Here is a 16,848-nt window from a genome sequence, read left to right as displayed (position 1 = left end):
CAAGCGGCGAAATGGATTGCTTCGCTTCGCTCGCAATGACGGGGGAGAGCGCAGCGCGGCCGTCTGCGCGAGACGCCAAGCGCGCTACCGAGCGCTCATATCACTCGCCGAGCGCCTGCTGCAGCATGCTGGCGAGCTGGGCCTTGCGGTAGGGCTTTGCCAGCAGCAGCACGCCTTCGTCGAGGCGGCCGTGATGCACGATCGCGTTCTCGGTGTAGCCCGAGGTGTAGAGCACCTTGATGCCGGGCCGCCGCTTTGCGACCTCGTCGGCGAGCTGGCGGCCGTTCATGCCGCCGGGCATGATGACGTCGGTGAACAGCAAGTCGAACTTCTCGCCCTTGTCGACCAGCGCCAGCGCGGCACGGGCGTCGGGCACCGCGATGGTCTTGTAGCCGAGGCTGCCGAGCTGCGTGACGACGTAGTTGCGCACCAGCTGGTCGTCTTCCACCACCAGGATGACTTCGCTGCCGCGCCGCGGCGGCTCCGGTGCGGGCGCTTCCACCTCGACCTGGCCGCGGGTAGGGGGCAGATAGAGCTTGATCGTGGTGCCGTGGCCTTCCTCGCTGTAGATCTTGATGTGGCCGCCGGACTGCTTGACGAAGCCATAGACCATGCTCATGCCGAGACCGGAGCCCTTGCCGACCTCCTTGGTGGTGAAGAACGGCTCGAACACCTTGTCCTGCACCGCGTGCGACATGCCGGTGCCGGTGTCGCTGACCGCGAGCAGCACGTAGCGGCCCGGCGTGATGTCGGGATTAACAGCAGCATAGGCGTCGTCGAGCACGATGTTGCTGGTCTCGAACAGCAGCTTGCCGCCGTTCGGCATCGCGTCGCGGGCGTTGATCGCCATGTTGAGCAGCGAGTTGGCAAGCTGCGACGGATCGATATGGACGCTCGCGACGTCGGGCGCGAGCACCGAATTGATCTCGATCTGCTCGCCGAGCGTCGGCCGCAGCAGCTTGGAGATGTCGACCACGGTGCCGTTGATGTCGACGGTGCGCGGCTCCAGCGGCTGGCGGCGGGCGAAGGCGAGCAGATGCTGGATCAACTCGCGGCAGCGCTCGGCGGCGCGGTCGATCAGCTCGGCGGTCTGCGCAAGCTTCGGCTGGCTGCGCAGGCTGTCGACCAGCGTCTCGGTGGTGCCGGTGATGACCGTCAGCATGTTGTTGAAGTCGTGCGCGACGCCGCCGGTCAGCTTGCCGATGGCGTCGAGCTTCTGCGCCTGCTGCAGCTTGTGCTCGGTTTCGCGCGAGGCGGTGATGTCGTGATAGATCAGCGCCGCGCCGGTGATGGTGCTGTCGCCATCGCGCAGCGGCCGGCCCGACACCACGAGGTGCATCACGGGCGCGCCCCGGATCGGCTTGGCGATGAATTCCAGCCCGTCGAATTCCTCACCGCGCAGCGCCCTGGCCGAGGGCATGTCGTCCGCCTGCATCGGTGTGACGCCGTCGGACTGGAACACGTTGCTCATGGCGCGCAGCTGCCGGACCGTCATGCCCGGCTTGTAGCGCAGCATCTTCTCGGCGGCCGGGTTCGACAGCAGCACGATGCCTTCGGTGTCGATCACCAGCACCGCTTCCGCCATGCTGCGGAAGGTGGTTTCCATCACCGAGGTGGAACGGCGCAGCCCTTCGAGCGCGGCGCCGAGATCCTTGGTGCGCTCGGCCACCTTGCCCTCGAGCGACAGATTGGTCGCCTTGGTCGCGCTGAGCGCGCCCTGCAGTTCGCGGCTGGCGCGCCGGGCCGTCACCGTCAGCGCGACTGCGAGCAGCAGAATCATCGCGACGCCCGCGAGGTCGATGGCCAGCAGCAGCCGCCCGTTGGTCTTGGACTGGTCGGTGCGGATCCCGAGCAGGCGGCGCTCCTCGGTGACCAGCCGGTCGAGCGCGGTCCCGACCTTTTCCATCAGCGAGCGGCTCTCGTCGGCTGAGGTCAGCGCCGCGGCGCCGGCCGTGTCGCCCGCCGTGCGCAACCTGATCAGTTCGGCGCCGAGCGCGATGGCGCGATCGACCTGTCCCCTGGTGCCCGAGATCAGCCGCGCTTCCTCGGGCGCCGACTTCACCGCGTTCGTCAGCTCGTCGAACGCGGCGGTGAGGGCGGCGCTCTGCTCGCGAAACTCGTCGGCGAAGGATGTATCGCCCGTCAGCGCGAAGCCGCGCGCCGCGCTCTCGACGCCCCGCGGCAGCGGACGCGCATCCGAAATGCATTTCAGGATTCGGAGCGTGCGATCGACCGAATCAATCTCGCTGCGCGACTTGACGTCCAGCCCGATCGACGCCGCGCTGATGACGAGGAGGATCGCAAGGCCACTGCCGAGGATGAGACGCTGGGAAGCCATCGACGATTAGTACGAGCAATTATTTCGAAAGACGAGCGGAAGGAGCAGACTTCGCAAGACATTCGTTAACGGCGGCAACCAGCGCCTGCGGGGTAAACGGCTTGCGCAGGCAGGCGGACGCCCCGAGCTCGATCGTCATCCGCAGGAAGTCCGGTGCGCGGTCGGCATTGGCGAAGGCGTAACCCGACATCGCGATGACCGGAATCTCGGGGGCGCGCTCGTGGAAGACGCGGATCGCCTCGAAACCGCGCATATGCGGCATAAAGACATCGACCAGCATGACGTCGAACGTGGCCTGGTCCAGCGCGCGCATACCCGCTTCGCCGCCGTCCGCGACGGTGACGTCGAAGCCCTGGCGCTGCAAACACACCTCGATGGCAACGCACACCATCGGGTCGTCATCGACCACGAGAACGCTCGGCACGATGCATCCTCTTGCTGCGGCCTCGCGTGCCGACGACTCGCTTGGCCCGTCCGTCAATTAAGGCGGAACCTGGATGGAAAGTCTGTATCATAGAATGCATATGCTGTTTGCTGACAAGCAGATTTCCAGCTAGCCCTGATACCATCACCTGTATTTGTCCGCCCACATTACGACAGGTCCATGACCGCAGTTCCCGTCGCCGGCCGCGCCCCCCGCTGTCACCGCTCGGCCTCGGATTCCTGGTCGTCGCCTCGATCGGCTGGGGCCTCAATTTCCCGATCATGAAATTCCTCCTCACGGAGTGGCCGCCGTTGTCGTCGCGCGGGCTCTGCGGCGTGGTCGGCGCGCTTGGGCTCGCTCTGGTGGCGCTCGCGCGAGGGCAGACGCTGCGCGTCCCTGATGGCATGTGGTTGCGGCTGGCCCTGGTATCAACGCTGTCGATCGGCGGCTGGGTCGCCTCGATGGGCCTGGCGCTGATCTGGCTGCGCGCCAGCGAGGCGGCCGTGCTCGGCATATCGATCCCGGTGTGGGTCGCGCTGGTGGCCTGGCGGGTGCTCGGCGAGCGTGTCTCGCTGCCGCGTGCGCTCGCACTCGCGGTGGCGCTCGCCGGGATCGCGGCGCTGATCGGCGGCGGCGGGATCGATGCCAGCCTCGGCAAGTTGCCGGGCATTCTGTTCGCCCTTGCGGGCGCGCTTTGCGTCGGGCTCGGCACGGTGCTGACCAAGTTCTATAAGCTCGCTATGCCGCCGCTGTCGCTCGCGGCCTGGCAGCTTGCGATCGGTTGCGTGCCGATCGCGATCGCCGGCGTCCTGATCGAGCAGCCGCAGCTCGCCGCGCTGTCGCAGCTCGGCTGGGCGTCGATGATCTACATGACGCTGATCCAGTTCTGTCTTTGCTATGTCTGCTGGTTCGCGGCGCTCGAGCGGCTGCCGGCCGCGACCGCGTCGATCGGCACCCTGCTGGTGCCCGTGGTCGGCGTGTTGGCCGCAGCGGCCATGCTGCGCGAGCCGCTCAGCGCGAGCGACATCGCGGCGCTGGTTGTGACCTTCGCAGCCGTCGCGGTGGCGTTGCGGACATGAAAAAGGGCGGCGTTGCCGCCGCCCTTCGCCAATTTTAGCAATTCAGGCCGTGATTACGGGCAGGGGTGCCGCAGGCCGTCAAAGCCGAGATAGGTGCCCGAAGCCGGATCGTAGGACCTGTAGCGCTGCGCGCAGTAGCTCGCGTCGCCGCCCGGCGCGGCCTCCACGGCGACAGGCGCGCTGTCGTCGTAATAGCCGTAGCTGTCGTCATAGTATCCGGGGCCGTAGCCGTAATAGCCGGAGCCGTAATAGGCGCCCGAGGCGAGGGCTCCGCCGACGACTGCACCGGCAACCGCGCCCGGCCAGAAGCCGCCGCCACGGTGATAGCCGCCGTGCCAGCCTCCGCCGCCGCCGCGCCATCCACCGCCGCCGCCACCGGCCCAGTGGCCGCCGCCACCACCGCCGGTCCAACCGCCGCCACCGCCCATCGCAGCACCGCGGCCGCCGCCAAAGCCACCACCACCGCCGCCACCGCCGCGTGCACCACCGCCACCGCCCATCGCGCCCATCTGCGCGGCAGACTGGGCGAACGAAACGGTCGGCGCCACAGCCAACGGCAGCGCAAGCGCCAGCGCCGCGGCGGAGCTCAGAACCTTCATATTGATCATTTTGGACTCCATCAAAACGGACAATGTCTAACCATTTCTGCGGTTGGACGTTCCCGCGCGCGACATTGATTGTCCGTCATGTTGATTTGGCCGGCGGCGCATGTATGGCAGGTGAACAAAACTCTCCGTGACCGCGTCATTTGGTCGCCAAACGGGCTCGTGATCGGGACCCGTGCCGGGAGTGCCGGGCTACCTTGGCGGCGGCTGGACATTTGCGGATTCAGGTGGCATCAGAGCCGGACAGCCTCGAACCCGTGACCGGCCACGCATGAAACAATTCCTGCTGAAATTCTTCACCTGGTGGAACGGCCAGACCTTTGGCACGCAATTGTGGACCTCGCGATTCGGCGAGCTGGTCGGCGAGGACGAGCAGGGCAACCGCTACTATCGCACCAAGGGTGGCGAGATCGACCCGACGCTGCATTTCGAGCGCCGCTGGGTGGTCTATAACGGCTATGCCGAAGCCTCGCGGATCCCGGCCGGCTGGCACGGCTGGCTGCACCACACGGTCGACGTGCCCCCGACCGACGAGAAATACGTCGCCCGGGAATGGGAAAAGCCGCATCTGCCGAATATGACCGGCACTGCGCAGGCTTACCGTCCGTCCGGCTCGACGCTGGCGAGCGGCCGCCGCCCGAAGGCGACCGGCGACTACCACGCCTGGACCCCCGGAAGCTGACCTTCACGCATGGCGGTTTCTGACGTGCACGTGCGCAATCGCGCGCGTGCGGCGCACGCCTGCCTGTGGCAGCGCAAGTGCGCGCCTGTGGACAACGGTAACAGCGGGGACAGGTCGGCCGTTGCCGATGCTGCCCGCTTGCGTTGCGGACGTCTTCGCGGCTCAATGAAGCCATCTTACGGAGATGGGAAACCATCGCGTCGGATCGGGCTCCAGATCGCGACTGTCCCGATGAGCAGCGGCCTCCGAGTTGGATGCGGCCGGGAGATAGGCCCCCGGTACAGATGTCCTGAAATCGCCCGCAAATGTGAGGCCACCGTGAGACAGGAAGGGCCGCTCGGGAAACCGGGCGGCCTTTTTCTGTTGGCAAGTTCTGTAGCAAGGCAGGCGAAGCGTCAGGGCGCTACCTTGCCTCGGCCTTACCCTGCGCCAGCGGCCTCGCAACCTCGCGAACGCAATCGGCAAACACCTGCGCCACCGGGCTCAGCATGCGGCCCTTCAGGGTGAAGATCGCCGTCGGCAGATGCCATCGCGGCAACGCCACGGGCAGCGCCTTGAGCAGGCCGGCGCCGGGGCCGAACCGCAGCGCCGAGCCCGGAACGAGTGTGAGATAGCGTCCGGTGGCGAGCAGGCTGATACGCAGGTGGAGCGAGTTGCTGAAGATCGTTGCGGTGGGGACCGGCAGCTTCGCGACACGGAATGCTTCGACGAAAGGCGAGCCGGCTTCCGCTTCCAGCGTCGACAGGATCCACGGTGCGTCGACGAGGTCAGAAAGCGTCAGTTTGCGGCGGCGCGACCAGGAGCTTTGCGGGCCGGCGACGACGGCCAGCGGCTCGTAGAACAGCGGCTGCATGTCGATGTCGGAGTCCGGTGTCTCGGTCAGCAGCCGCGAGATCACGATCTCGCATCGACGCTCCCGCAGCAGGTTGAACTGATGCTGCGCGGTGCCTTGCTCCAGCCTGACGCGCAGCCGCGGCAGTCGCTTCGACAGCCGCTCGATCGCTGCCGGCACGAGGCCGGCGGCCCACACCTCGGTGCAGGCGATGCGCAACTCGCCCGCCTTGGGATCGGCAAGATACGCGATCTCCTCGACGCTCTGCCGAAGTTCGTCGAACACCGCGGTGCCGCGCCTGAGCAGCGCCTTGCCGAACAGGGTCGGCGCGATGCCGCGCGCCGTGCGGTCGAGCAGCGTCACGCCGAGCATGTGTTCGAGATTGGCGATGGTGCGCGAGATCACCGGCCGCGAGATCGCCAGACGCTCGGCGGCCTTCGCCATGCTGCGCTCTTCGACCACCGTCATGAAGACGTGGAGGTCGCGAGGCTTGAGAAAACGCCCAACCCTGTCAGCCCAGCGCATATGACGTACCTAAACGGCTACCGGCCTGTCGAATAATCGACCTTGTGGATACTCCTGTTCTGGCGCTGACTCCAGCTCCGGCTGAACTGTCGGCCTGGACCAGAGATGCAGGAGACGTCGATGAGGGGCATTCGCGTCGCGGTCACGGCGCTTGTACTGGCGATGAGCGTGACGGCCGGCGGTGCGGCCGAGGTCACGGTTCTCAGCACGCCGACCATGAAAGGCGTCTTCAACGAGCTTGCGCCCGCGTTCGCACGCGCGACCGGCCATACGCTTGCCTTCACCTTTGAGGGCATGCCAGTGCTCAAGCGGCAGATCGAGGCGGGCGAGAAGTTCGATGCCGCCGTCTTGCTGCCGGCGGCGGTCGATGATCTTGCGCGGCTCGGCAAGATAGCCGCGGGCTCTCGATCGGACATCGCCCGCACGGCCGCTGGCGTCGCGATCCGCACCGGTGCACCGACGCCCAAGGTCGCCTCCAGCGAGGACCTGAAGCGAACGCTGCTGGCGGCGAGATCGATCTCCTATTCAAGCGAGAGCGTGAGCGGAAGCTATTTCCTTCATCTGCTCGATCGCCTCGGGATCGCGGACGACGTGAAGCCGAAGCTCCTGGCCGTGGCAGGACGGAACCCGGTGGAGGCCGTCGCGCGCGGCGAGGCGGAGCTGACGGTGATCACCGTGCCGAACATCATCGGCGTCGAGGGCGTCACTCTCGCGGGCGTTCTTCCGGACGAGTTGCAGAACTACACCACCTTCAGTGTCGGCATCAGCGCCAATGCCGGCGAGCCGAAGGCGGTCGCGCAATTGATCGCATTCCTGCACTCGCCGGCGGCTGCCGCTGCGATACGGAGCAAGGGACTGGAGCCGATTGCTCCCTGAAGCTCTGTCTTGGCTCACGGGTGCAATCGGCGGGGGCGATCACGAGGGCCCGCTTTGGGCGAGGCGCGCCGCCGCGCGGCCCATCAATTCGCCGCGGCGCGCGTGCGCCGGTCCCATCCGTTCCTTCATCAACGCGAGGATCTCGGCCGGCGCGGTGTCGGGCGACCCGGCATTGAACGGCGGCGCCGGATTGTATTCGAGCCTGAGCTGGATCGCTTCCGCGGTCTTGCGGTCGACCAGCTCGGACACCAACGTCAGCGCGAAATCGATGCCGGCGGTGACGCCGCCGCCGGTGAAGCGGTTGCGGTCGACGCAGACACGGGTTTTGGTCGGAATCGCGCCGAAGCCCGCAAGGAAATCGATCGCGCTCCAATGCGTGGTGGCGCGATAGCCCTTGAGCAAGCCCGCTGCGCCGAGCACCAGCGAGCCCGTGCAGACCGACGTGACGTATTTCGCGCCCGCGGCCTGCTTGCGCAGGAAGCCGAGCATCTCCTCGTCGTCCACCATGTCGTCGGTGCCGAAGCCGCCGGGCACGCAGATCACGTCGAGCTGCGGGCAATCGGCAAAGGTCGTGGTCGGCGTCAGCACCATGACGGAGTCGCTCGGAACCGGTTCGATCCGCTTCCAGATCAGATGCACCTTCGCACCGGGCACCGACGAGAACACCTGCAGCGGACCGGTCAGGTCGAGCTGGGTCACCTTCGGGAAGACGAGCAATCCAATCTGCAGGGGTTCGGACATCGGAGGCCTCCAAATAGCGCTTGACGGAACCAGGATGCCATGATGGCCTCTTGTCAAGAATGGCGTATTTCCCTCGTTTTCGGACGAGGTGGCTGCCGCAAAGGATTTGGCGATGATCGGCATCCTGATCTTTCCCGACTTCCAGCTGCTCGACGCGGCCGGCCCGATCGCGGCGTTCGAGATCGCGGCACGCTTCGCCAACAACCCGCCCGGTATCAAGACCATTGCGGTCAAGGCCGGGCCGGTCCGCTCTTCGTCCGGCGTCGAGATGCTGGCGCGCGGCCTCAAGCCGTCGGCGGCGATCACGACGCTGATCATCGCGGGCGGCAACGGCGTGCGGACGCCTGCGAGCTGTCCGACCACGCTGTCATTCGTGCGGCGGATGGCGGGCCGCGGCGTCCGCGTCGCCAGCGTCTGCTCCGGGGCTTATGTGCTGGCCGAGGCCGGCCTGCTCGACGGTCGCCGCGCCACCACGCATTGGCAGCGCACGCCGCATTTCGTGAAGAGCTATCCGAAGATCAAGCTCGAGCCGGACCAGATCTTCGTCCGCGACGGCAACATCTGGAGCTCGGCCGGCATCACCGCCGGCATCGATCTCGCGCTCGCCATGATCACCGAGGACTATGGCGACGAGGTTGCGCAGAACACCGCGCGTCAGCTCGTGCTGTATCACCGTCGCAGCGGCGGGCAGTCGCAGTTCTCCTCGCTCCTGGAATTGAAGACGCCGAACGGAAGGTTCGGCCCGCTGCTCGCCTGGGCGCGGGAAAATCTCGACGCGCCGCTGACGGTCGAGGACCTCGCCGACAAGGCCGGGATGAGCTCGCGGCATTTCACCCGCGCCTTCATCGCCGAGACCGGCACCACGCCGTCGAAAGCAGTGGAGCGGCTGAGGATCGAGGTGGCGCGGCAGCGCGTGCAGTCGTCGGGCGAGGCGATCGAGCGCGTCGCCGAGATCACCGGGTTCCGCGATCCCGAGCGGATGCGCCGCGCCTTCATCCGTGCCTTCGGCCAGCCGCCGCAATCGCTGCGCCGGGCATCGCGCGCGGGCTAGGTCGTGGGCCGCAGAAACGCCGGCGAGTTCCTTGGAAAACGGCGAAGCGAACATTGCCGCCGATGAGGGGCGGTCGCCAAACTCATCGGCACTGCCGGTGGAGGCAATTTGAGTTTGGGACAAGTTCATTGTCCAAACTCATCCGATCCATGCTGTCTTTGTAGTGAACCGGCGCGACGGTTCCCGTGACCCACGTCAAGTGGGCGTTGGGGACCCGAGGAGGTTCTAATGACAAAGCATCGAACGATTACCGGGTTCGTCGCCGTCGCCCTGCTAGCTGTCACTGCAACTGCCGCGACGGTGAGGTCGCACTTGCCCCGGACCGCGGGCGTTGTCGTCTCCGACATGGACGCGCTCCCGGCCAAGGATTTTAGCGACCGCTGGTCGCCGATATCCGCTTTGGCTTCGCCAACGGACACGGCTGAGCGTGCACCTGACGTGCGTTAAGTGATGATTGGCGCCGGTCCGGCCATTCGAGGCCCGCAGAGTTTGCTGCAGCACAAAACCCCCGCCGAAGCGGGGCAGGATGTTGAACGACTTGGTCTCCAGCGACTTGGTCTCGAATAGAAACTAACGGTTCCGCCGCGCCGGAATGGCGCGGCCATTCACCAATACACGTCGAAAATCCACAGATACTCGGAGCACGAAACGCGCCCGAGCCGAACGATCACCGGGTCAATGTGTCGGTCGCGATCTTCTTCTTGAGTGCTTCGCAGGTATCCCTGACCTCCGTAGTCATCAACGAGACGGCTTCGATCTGCAGGAAAAAGCGCTTGCCCTGATCGCGGTAACCCGCAGCGAACTCCTTGATCTCCGCGATCATGTCGTGGACGCCTGCCACCATGACCTCGCAGTTCTTGGCGGCCAATTGCAGTTCCGATCCGAGGGCCTCGATCTCTTTCACCGCCGCTTCATATTCGCGCACGACCGCCTCGGCCGACAGCATGCCCACTTCGTTGACGCCGTTGCGGTGTTCGACGTAGTCCGGCATCGGTGAGAGAGGCCGGACATTGCTGCGTGGTCGATGCGAATTCACCGTTTCGATTTCGCCTTCCGTCTTCTCCAACGGGGCGCGGGCGAGGACTTCTGCACTAACACTCATGCGACGCTCCATAAGTTGTTACGGCGAATGGAGTTTAGCAATGTCAACGGATTTGTCTCGCTTTTCCACAAGTTTGAGACAACGCGATTGTTGCGTCGCAACATGGTCAGTTCCGCATTTCCGTCAATGCGGCGCGTCGGGATGCCAGCCGAGGAGGGCCAGCATCACGAAGAAGCCGACGACGTAGGCCACCATGATCGGCCAGCCCTGGGTGATCCATCGGACCACCGACTTGGCCTCCGGATAGAGGTTGGACACCGCGACGCCCGCGGACGAGCCGAACCAGACCATTGATCCGCCGAATCCGACCGCATAGGCGAGGAAACCCCAATCGTAGCCGCCTTGCTTCAGCGCCAGCGCGGTCAGCGGGATGTTGTCGAACACCGCCGAGACGAAGCCGAGCCCGAGCGCGGTCTGCCACGATGCGGCCGGCAGCGTCTCCACCGGCATCATCGATGCCGCCGTCACCAGCGCGAGCAGGAACACGGTGCCCTTGAGCGTCTCGGGCATGACAGGCCAGTCCGGCCGCCGCAGCAGCGCGGTGACGAGGATCGCGGCCCAGACCGCGAGCCCGAGCACCGGCAGCGCGTCAAGCAGCGCGGGGAATTTCAGATTGGCCGTGACGTTGGCGGTCAGCGCGGCGAGCAGGATCACCGCGACGATTGCGACCCGCGCCCAGTCGATGCTCAGGCCGGATGGCGCTTTCTTCACAATCGGGGAGAAGCGATGCTGCTGCAGCGAGGCCGGTACCGCGAACACCAGCATCGCGACGATGGCGGCAACATAGGCGTCGACGACGGTGAGCGGACTGACGCCGTCGATCCACATCATCGTCGTCGTGGTGTCGCCGACGACGCTGCCGGCACCGCCGGCATTCGATGCGGCGACGATGGCCGCGAGATAGCCGATATGGACGCGGCCGCGGAACACGTGGCGCGCGACGGTGCCGCCGATCAGCGCGGCTGCGATGTTGTCGAGGAAGGCCGACAGCACGAACACGATCACCAGCAGGATCAGTCCGCCCTTCCAGTCATCGGGCAGTAGCGCCGGCATCTCGTCCGGGATGCGGCTCTCCTCGAAATGCCGCGACAGCAGCGCAAATCCCATCAAGAGCAGGAACAGGTTCGCGAGCGTGACCCACTCATGCTCCATGTGGTGCACGAGACCGGGCAGGCCCGCGCCGAATTTCGCAAAGCCGGCGAAGATCAGCTTGTAGGCAACGATCGCGGCAAGACCCGTCAACGCCACGGCGAGCGTATGGTGATGGAAGATCGCGACGCCGAGCAGCGTCAGCGCGAACAGGATGAAGTCGAACGGGATGCCGTAGACGAGGATGGGCGTGAGCAAGATGATCCTCGCTGGCTGGAGTGCTCGGCGGCGTGAGGCGCGTCCGGCCGCACTATCGCGCGGCGCGGAGAACTGCAAGGCGCGCTAACGCCGCAAGCTGTGCGCACCATGCGCGCCCGAGCCTCGACCACGGGACGTCGCTGCGTACGTCGTCCTTGATCGGATCGCTCAGCCCAGCGACTTCAGCCAAGTCCCTTCAACCACGTGCTGATCTCGGTCACCGCGACATTGGCCTGATTGAGCAGCTTGCCCATGGTGAAGAAGCCATGGAACTGGCCGGGGAAATGCCGGTAGGTCACGGGCACGCCGGCGTCTTTCAGGAATTTCGCATACTCGTCGCCTTCGTCGCGCAGCGGATCGGCGCCGGCGGTCAGCACATAGGCCGGCGGCAGTCCGGCGAAGCTCTTCGCGCGTGCGGGCGAGGCGCGCCAGTCGGTGCTGTCGGCGCCGCCCAGATAATGGTTGGCGAACCAGCCGATCACCGAATGCGTCAGCAGGATGCTGGTCTCGGGCTCGCGGTGCGAGGCATGCTTCCGCGAGAAATCTGTGCCGGGATAGATCAAGAGCTGGGCGGCGAGCTTCGGTCCGCCGTCGCGGGCGGTGAGCGCAACCACGGCCGCGAGATTGCCGCCGGCGCTGTCGCCGCCGACGATCAGCCGCGTGGCGTCGATGCCGAGATCTTTTGCGTTGGCGGCGACCCATCGGGTCGCGGTCACGGCATCATCGACCGCGGCGGGGAAGCGATGTTCGGGCGCAAGGCGGTAATCGACCGAGATCACGATCAGCTCGCCCTCATGGGCCATCTTCTGGCAAACCACCTCATGGGTATCGAGATCGCCGATTACCCAGCCGCCGCCGTGGAAGAACACCAGGCACGGCGCGAGCCCGCCCGTCTTGCGCAATGTCTTCGGCGTGTAGATGCGGGCCGGGATGCTGCCGTGCGGCGCCGGGATCGCGAGCTCCTTGCTCGATTCAAGCGCGGGCGGCTCGGGATTGGAGACGATGCGGGCGGCGCGGTAATATTCGCGCGCTTCCGGTGCGGTCAGCGTCTCGTAGGCGGGACGGCCGGCCTCCTGGAAGGCCTTGTAGACGGCGGCGGCATCGGGATCGAGAACGACGGGCATGGACGACAAACCTTGTTGTGATGCTTGATGGTGTCATTCCGGGGCGATGCGAAAGCATCGAACCCGGAATCTCGAGATTCCGGGTCTGGTGCTCACGCACCATCCCGGAATGACAGTTGCGTCAGGCGGCGGTGCGGCCGCCGTCGACGGTGTAGGCGGAGCCGGAGACGTAGCTCGCCTCGTCGGAGGCGAGGAACGCGACGATGGAGGCGACCTCGCTTGCGAGCCCGAGCCGGCGCGCCGGGATGCGGTCGACGACCTTCTCGACCGGCGGCGGCGCGTTGCCGCCGGAGCGGCCCTGCAGGATCGTGCTCAACATCCGGCTCTCGATCATGCCGGGGCAGACGCAATTGACGCGCACGCCGGTGCCGGTGCATTCCCAGGCCGCGCTCTTGGTCAATCCGATCACCGCATGCTTGCTGGCGCTATAGGCCGCGATCATCGGCGATCCCATGAGGCCGGCGATCGAGGCGGTGTTGATGATGCTGCCCTTGTTCTGCTTCAGCATGACCGGCAGCACATGCTTCATGCCGAGGAAGACGCCGACGACATTGACGTCGAGCACCCGGCGAAAGCTCTCCAATGAATATTCAGAGATCGGCCTGATGTCGCCCTCGATGCCGGCATTGTTGTAGAAGGCGTCGATGGTGCCGAAGCGGTCCACCGCGGCGCGCACATAGTCCCTGACCTCGTCCTCATCGGTGACGTCGGCGGTGATCGACAGGGCCTCGGCCGAGGCGGGCAGGTCCTTGATCGCGGCGGCAAGATCGGCCCCCTTACGGTCGACTGCGACAATCCGCGCACCGCGTTCGGCGAGCAGATGGAGCGTGGCGGTTCCGATGACGCCGGCAGCCTCGGTGACGACGGCAACCCGGCCGTCGAGCCTGATGCGATCGGGCATGTTGGATTTCCTCTGGCTGGTCCGGTTCGATCCGGATTTTCCTGGTTTTCACGCGTTGCGGCGCGCCTTCAGCGTGAGGACTATCACACGTGTTCCCAAGGGTGGCCAGTGGGTAGCCAGTGGGTAGCCAGTGGGTGACCAGAGGGCGGGGGGAGAGGTGGCCGGGTGCCCTTTCCCCGCCGTATTCGGCGTGTTAACCGGTGGCCTGCGAGCGGCCGATATCAAGGTAGACTGTCGCGCGCCCGATTCGCCCTTTAAAGCCGCGCGAGATGCTTCGAACCGTTGCCCTGACTGGCTTTGCGGCCCTGATTGCCGCCTCAACCATCTCGCTTGCGCCGCCCGCGCGCGCGCAGATCGGAACGATTTTCTCCGATCCCGCGCCGCGTCCGCCCGGCTCGATCCCGCGTGGCCAGGTGGCCCCTCCCAGCGACGACGACGAGGAAGTGCCGGAATTGCCGCGCGGCCGCCTTCTGCCGACGCAGCCCCGGGCGTTGCCGCCCGGCCAGGCGGTGCCGCCGCCCGGCAGCGTGCAGTCGCAGCCTTTGGCGCCGCCGCCGGGCTCGACGGTCGCTCCGCCCGGTGTTGCCGTGCAGCCGCCGCAGCCCGGCGGTCCGGCCGTTGCCAACACGCCGCCCGGCGCCAACCCGCTGCCGCCGGGGCAGCGTCCCAAGGGCGCGCCGCAGGGTGCACCCCAGGGCGCCCCGCAGCAGACGCCTGCCACGTTGCAGCCGGGTGACGAGGTGGTGCAGGAGCCGCCCTCGACCAAGATCACCAACAAGAAGGCGAGCTTCTCCGGCCTCGACAAGATCACCGGCCGCATCATCAATTTCGACGAGGATATCGGCGAGACCGTGCAGTTCGGCGCGCTGCGGGTGAAGACCGATGCCTGCTACACCAGGCCGTCGACGGAAGCCGCCAACACCGACGCCTTTGTCGAGGTCGACGAGATCACCTTGCAGGGCGAGGTGAAGCGGATCTTCTCCGGCTGGATGTTCGCGGCGAGCCCCGGCCTGCACGGCGTCGAGCATCCGATCTACGACATCTGGCTGACCGACTGCAAAGGGCCGGACCAGACCATCGTGACCGCCGCGCCCGATCCGCCGAAGGCGCCGACGCCGCCTCCGCCGCCGGCCCAGAAGCGCGCGCCGCCGAAGCAGGCCGCGCCGCGTCCGCCGCCGCAGCCGCTGCCGCAGTACCAGCAGCAGCCGCCACCTCCGCCGCCCCAGCAGCAGCGGCCGGGCGGGTTGTTCGGCGGTCTGTTCGGAAACTGATCGCGTCCCGCGATGACTGCGGGGCGCTCATGGCCGATCAAGGCATTCGATTGATCGGGGCGAGTTGGCCAGCCTGGCAGAAGCCCGAGCCATCGCGCCCTTCGGTCGCCGCGACGCGCACCCAGCTCGACTTGCTCTCAAGGACCGTCACCGTCGATCCGCGCCGCAATGATTTGAGCACGTTGGACCCTGCCGACGGCTGCGCGAACAGACCGGCTCCTGGCTGCACGACGAACATGCGCGACTGATTGATCCTGGTGAGGTCGTCCGCGGCGGTCCACGGTCCCGCGCGATCGAAGAAGCCGAGGCTGGCGGCGTCGGTCCGGACCAGATTGACGTCGAGTGCAACATTGCCGCACGGCAGCTCCAGCGCATGCTGATAGAGCGTCCAGCCTGCGTTGTTGTAGAAGCTCCTTGTGTCGGCCCATCCGATGGAGCCGGGAAGCCAGAACTGCGTGGCGAGCCCGCGCTGTCCCAGCTCGTTGCAAATCCTGCCGGAGCCGTAGACGCCGACGCGGAGCGTCCCGCGCTGCCGGAATGCGTCGTTGACCGCCTCGAAATAGCTCAGCACCTTTGCGACGCTGCGCGCGTCCGGCCAATCGCCATCGACACCGAAATAGACCGCGGTTTGCGCAGGCTGGCCGATCCGGCCGGCCTCATCGAGCGAGAACAAGGCGTCCGATCTGCCGCGATCGGCGGTGAAGGTCTGAAGGCTGCTGTTGTTATATTGATACGCGATGCCCAATGCGAGACCGGCACCCAGGATCGCGTCGGCCTCCGGTTTTGTAATGCGCTTGGTCGGCAGACTGGGCTGGTAGCCCGCTGCATAGTATCTGACGATCGCCTTGACGCCGCTTTGCTTGATGGCGGGAAGGGCTCTCGTGACGTCCTCCGACGAGTCGGCGATGGCTGGAAGCTGAAGCTTTGCGGCAGCCGCCGTCGCGGCCGTTGCAAGGTGGCCGAATGCCGAGGCGGCAAGGCATCCGAACAGCGCATCGCGGCGCGTGAGCGTCGTTGGGCCAATTGTGCTTCGGCGCATGATGCGTCTCACTTTTCAAATGGGCTTCCGGGAAGCAGCACGTGGTTCTGCACGGTCAGCCCGGTGAGTTGCCAAACGTCCGCGTAGGAGACGATCAGCGAGGGATAGATCGGGATATGGATAAAGGCAGCCTTGCCGCTTCCGAACCGAACCGTCTGGCTGCAATCGAAGTGCAGGTGTGTGGACGTTCCGTGGTGCACGCCGCCCATCCAGTTCGAAACCCGCCCGAGCACGGTCACGCCCTTCTGGACGCGCTTGCCGACAATTCCGGCGGGAATGGAGGCTGGATCCATGTGCAGGTAGCGACATTCGGTGCCATCGTCCATCGCCATGATGAGCGTGGTGTTCTTGGTGACGAGGCGGACGGTGCCGTCCTGGAAGGCGACGGCTTCGTATTTGTCCTCTTCGGGCCCGCTCGGTCGGATGTCGTCGCCCTGGTGTCCCTTCTTCATCGGGCACAGCGGCATCGGCCACGTCCGCTTGCCTTCGCAGAACGTGTCCTGCCAGCAGCCCTGGTAGTTTCGTGGATCGCTCAGCGAACCTCCCGGGCCATATTGTCCGCCATAGCCGAAGATCTGCGAGTTGAGATGGGCCTCGAAATTGGCGGCCTGCGGTCCGACCTTCAGCGGAAATGCCATGCCGGCGAGGCGCACGGTCCGGTCGGCATCGCCCTGGGCGGTGTCGCGTGCATTAAGCTTGCCCGGGGAGTTGAAGCAGAATGCGCTCTGCGCTTCCGCGCCGGTGCATGACACAATAGTTGCGAGCAGAAAGGCGCAAAGTATGGCTGGCGCGCGCACGGCAAATCTCCACAAATGAATGAAAATCAGTCGCGCACACCGGGCGCGAGCAGCACGGCTCTCGAAAGCATCTTCGTGGCAAAGGAATTGGTCTTGCAGTAGGGATAGGTCTTC

The 16,848-nt window shown here is 66.1% G+C and carries 16 protein-coding genes; 5 read left to right on the top strand and 11 right to left on the bottom strand.

Annotated features, from left to right (window positions below):
* Nucleotides 1–100: 100 nt before the first annotated feature.
* Together QMZ05_RS04310 and QMZ05_RS04305 are read right to left on the bottom strand one after the other, a co-directional pair.
* Nucleotides 101–2,338, bottom strand: coding sequence for a CHASE3 domain-containing protein (locus QMZ05_RS04310; RefSeq protein WP_353699652.1), 2,238 nt, complete (start codon nucleotides 2,336–2,338; stop codon nucleotides 101–103).
* A 19-nt stretch (nucleotides 2,339–2,357) separates the two neighbouring features.
* Nucleotides 2,358–2,762: a response regulator gene (locus QMZ05_RS04305; RefSeq protein ID WP_353699651.1), complete on the bottom strand. Its 405-nt coding sequence runs from the start codon at nucleotides 2,760–2,762 to the stop codon at nucleotides 2,358–2,360.
* Nucleotides 2,763–3,043: 281 nt separating this feature from the next.
* Between QMZ05_RS04305 and QMZ05_RS04300 the strand changes: the two genes are divergently transcribed.
* A complete protein-coding gene (locus QMZ05_RS04300; RefSeq protein ID WP_353699650.1) occupies nucleotides 3,044–3,841 on the top strand; it encodes a DMT family transporter in 798 nt (265 codons plus the stop codon).
* A 53-nt stretch (nucleotides 3,842–3,894) separates the two neighbouring features.
* Here the strand turns inward: QMZ05_RS04300 and QMZ05_RS04295 are convergent, their stop codons facing one another.
* Nucleotides 3,895–4,449 carry a BA14K family protein gene (locus tag QMZ05_RS04295; protein WP_353699649.1) on the bottom strand — a complete coding sequence of 185 codons (555 nt, stop codon included), beginning with the start codon at nucleotides 4,447–4,449 and terminating at the stop codon, nucleotides 3,895–3,897.
* Between the two features lie 268 nt (nucleotides 4,450–4,717).
* On the opposite strand from QMZ05_RS04295, the gene QMZ05_RS04290 reads away from it, so the two are divergent.
* Nucleotides 4,718–5,128 (top strand): NADH:ubiquinone oxidoreductase subunit NDUFA12, encoded by a 411-nt coding sequence (locus QMZ05_RS04290; protein ID WP_050420199.1) that lies wholly within the window; start codon nucleotides 4,718–4,720, stop codon nucleotides 5,126–5,128.
* Nucleotides 5,129–5,531: 403 nt separating this feature from the next.
* Here QMZ05_RS04290 and QMZ05_RS04285 read toward each other — a convergent pair whose 3' ends face one another.
* On the bottom strand, nucleotides 5,532–6,485 hold the full coding sequence (locus QMZ05_RS04285; protein WP_353699648.1) for a LysR family transcriptional regulator: 954 nt from the start codon (nucleotides 6,483–6,485) through the stop codon (nucleotides 5,532–5,534).
* A 120-nt stretch (nucleotides 6,486–6,605) separates the two neighbouring features.
* Between QMZ05_RS04285 and QMZ05_RS04280 the strand changes: the two genes are divergently transcribed.
* A complete protein-coding gene (locus tag QMZ05_RS04280) occupies nucleotides 6,606–7,361 on the top strand; it encodes a substrate-binding domain-containing protein (RefSeq protein WP_353699647.1) in 756 nt (251 codons plus the stop codon).
* Between the two features lie 39 nt (nucleotides 7,362–7,400).
* Here the strand turns inward: QMZ05_RS04280 and QMZ05_RS04275 are convergent, their stop codons facing one another.
* Entirely contained in the window at nucleotides 7,401–8,102 is a 702-nt protein-coding gene (locus QMZ05_RS04275; protein WP_353699646.1) for a DJ-1/PfpI family protein, read from the bottom strand.
* 112 nt (nucleotides 8,103–8,214) lie between these two features.
* On the opposite strand from QMZ05_RS04275, the gene QMZ05_RS04270 reads away from it, so the two are divergent.
* Nucleotides 8,215–9,153 (top strand): GlxA family transcriptional regulator, encoded by a 939-nt coding sequence (locus QMZ05_RS04270; protein WP_353699645.1) that lies wholly within the window; start codon nucleotides 8,215–8,217, stop codon nucleotides 9,151–9,153.
* A 667-nt stretch (nucleotides 9,154–9,820) separates the two neighbouring features.
* On the opposite strand, the gene QMZ05_RS04265 is transcribed toward QMZ05_RS04270, so the two are convergent.
* The 4 genes from QMZ05_RS04265 to QMZ05_RS04250 form a co-directional block, all read right to left on the bottom strand.
* Nucleotides 9,821–10,255, bottom strand: a complete 435-nt coding sequence (locus QMZ05_RS04265) for a hypothetical protein (RefSeq protein ID WP_353699644.1) — start codon at nucleotides 10,253–10,255, stop codon at nucleotides 9,821–9,823.
* A 123-nt stretch (nucleotides 10,256–10,378) separates the two neighbouring features.
* Nucleotides 10,379–11,602, bottom strand: a complete 1,224-nt coding sequence (locus QMZ05_RS04260) for a citrate transporter (RefSeq protein WP_353699643.1) — start codon at nucleotides 11,600–11,602, stop codon at nucleotides 10,379–10,381.
* Nucleotides 11,603–11,784: 182 nt separating this feature from the next.
* Entirely contained in the window at nucleotides 11,785–12,726 is a 942-nt protein-coding gene (locus tag QMZ05_RS04255; RefSeq protein ID WP_353699642.1) for an alpha/beta hydrolase, read from the bottom strand.
* Between the two features lie 121 nt (nucleotides 12,727–12,847).
* Nucleotides 12,848–13,627 carry an SDR family oxidoreductase gene (locus QMZ05_RS04250; protein ID WP_353699641.1) on the bottom strand — a complete coding sequence of 260 codons (780 nt, stop codon included), beginning with the start codon at nucleotides 13,625–13,627 and terminating at the stop codon, nucleotides 12,848–12,850.
* A 269-nt stretch (nucleotides 13,628–13,896) separates the two neighbouring features.
* Between QMZ05_RS04250 and QMZ05_RS04245 the strand changes: the two genes are divergently transcribed.
* Nucleotides 13,897–14,898 carry a DUF2155 domain-containing protein gene (locus QMZ05_RS04245; protein ID WP_353699640.1) on the top strand — a complete coding sequence of 334 codons (1,002 nt, stop codon included), beginning with the start codon at nucleotides 13,897–13,899 and terminating at the stop codon, nucleotides 14,896–14,898.
* A 37-nt stretch (nucleotides 14,899–14,935) separates the two neighbouring features.
* Here the strand turns inward: QMZ05_RS04245 and QMZ05_RS04240 are convergent, their stop codons facing one another.
* The gene (locus QMZ05_RS04240; protein ID WP_353699639.1) at nucleotides 14,936–15,937 is read right to left on the bottom strand and encodes a glycoside hydrolase domain-containing protein; all 1,002 of its coding nucleotides are present in this window, start codon (nucleotides 15,935–15,937) and stop codon (nucleotides 14,936–14,938) included.
* 8 nt (nucleotides 15,938–15,945) lie between these two features.
* On the bottom strand, nucleotides 15,946–16,848 hold a 903-nt coding region (locus QMZ05_RS04235; protein WP_353699638.1), incomplete at its 5' end, for a M23 family metallopeptidase.

The organism is Bradyrhizobium sp. INPA03-11B (assembly GCF_040446015.1).
Lineage (GTDB): Bacteria > Pseudomonadota > Alphaproteobacteria > Rhizobiales > Xanthobacteraceae > Bradyrhizobium > Bradyrhizobium macuxiense_A.
Note: the sequence above shows the minus strand (reverse complement) of the source record. Positions and strands in the feature narration are given on the sequence as shown.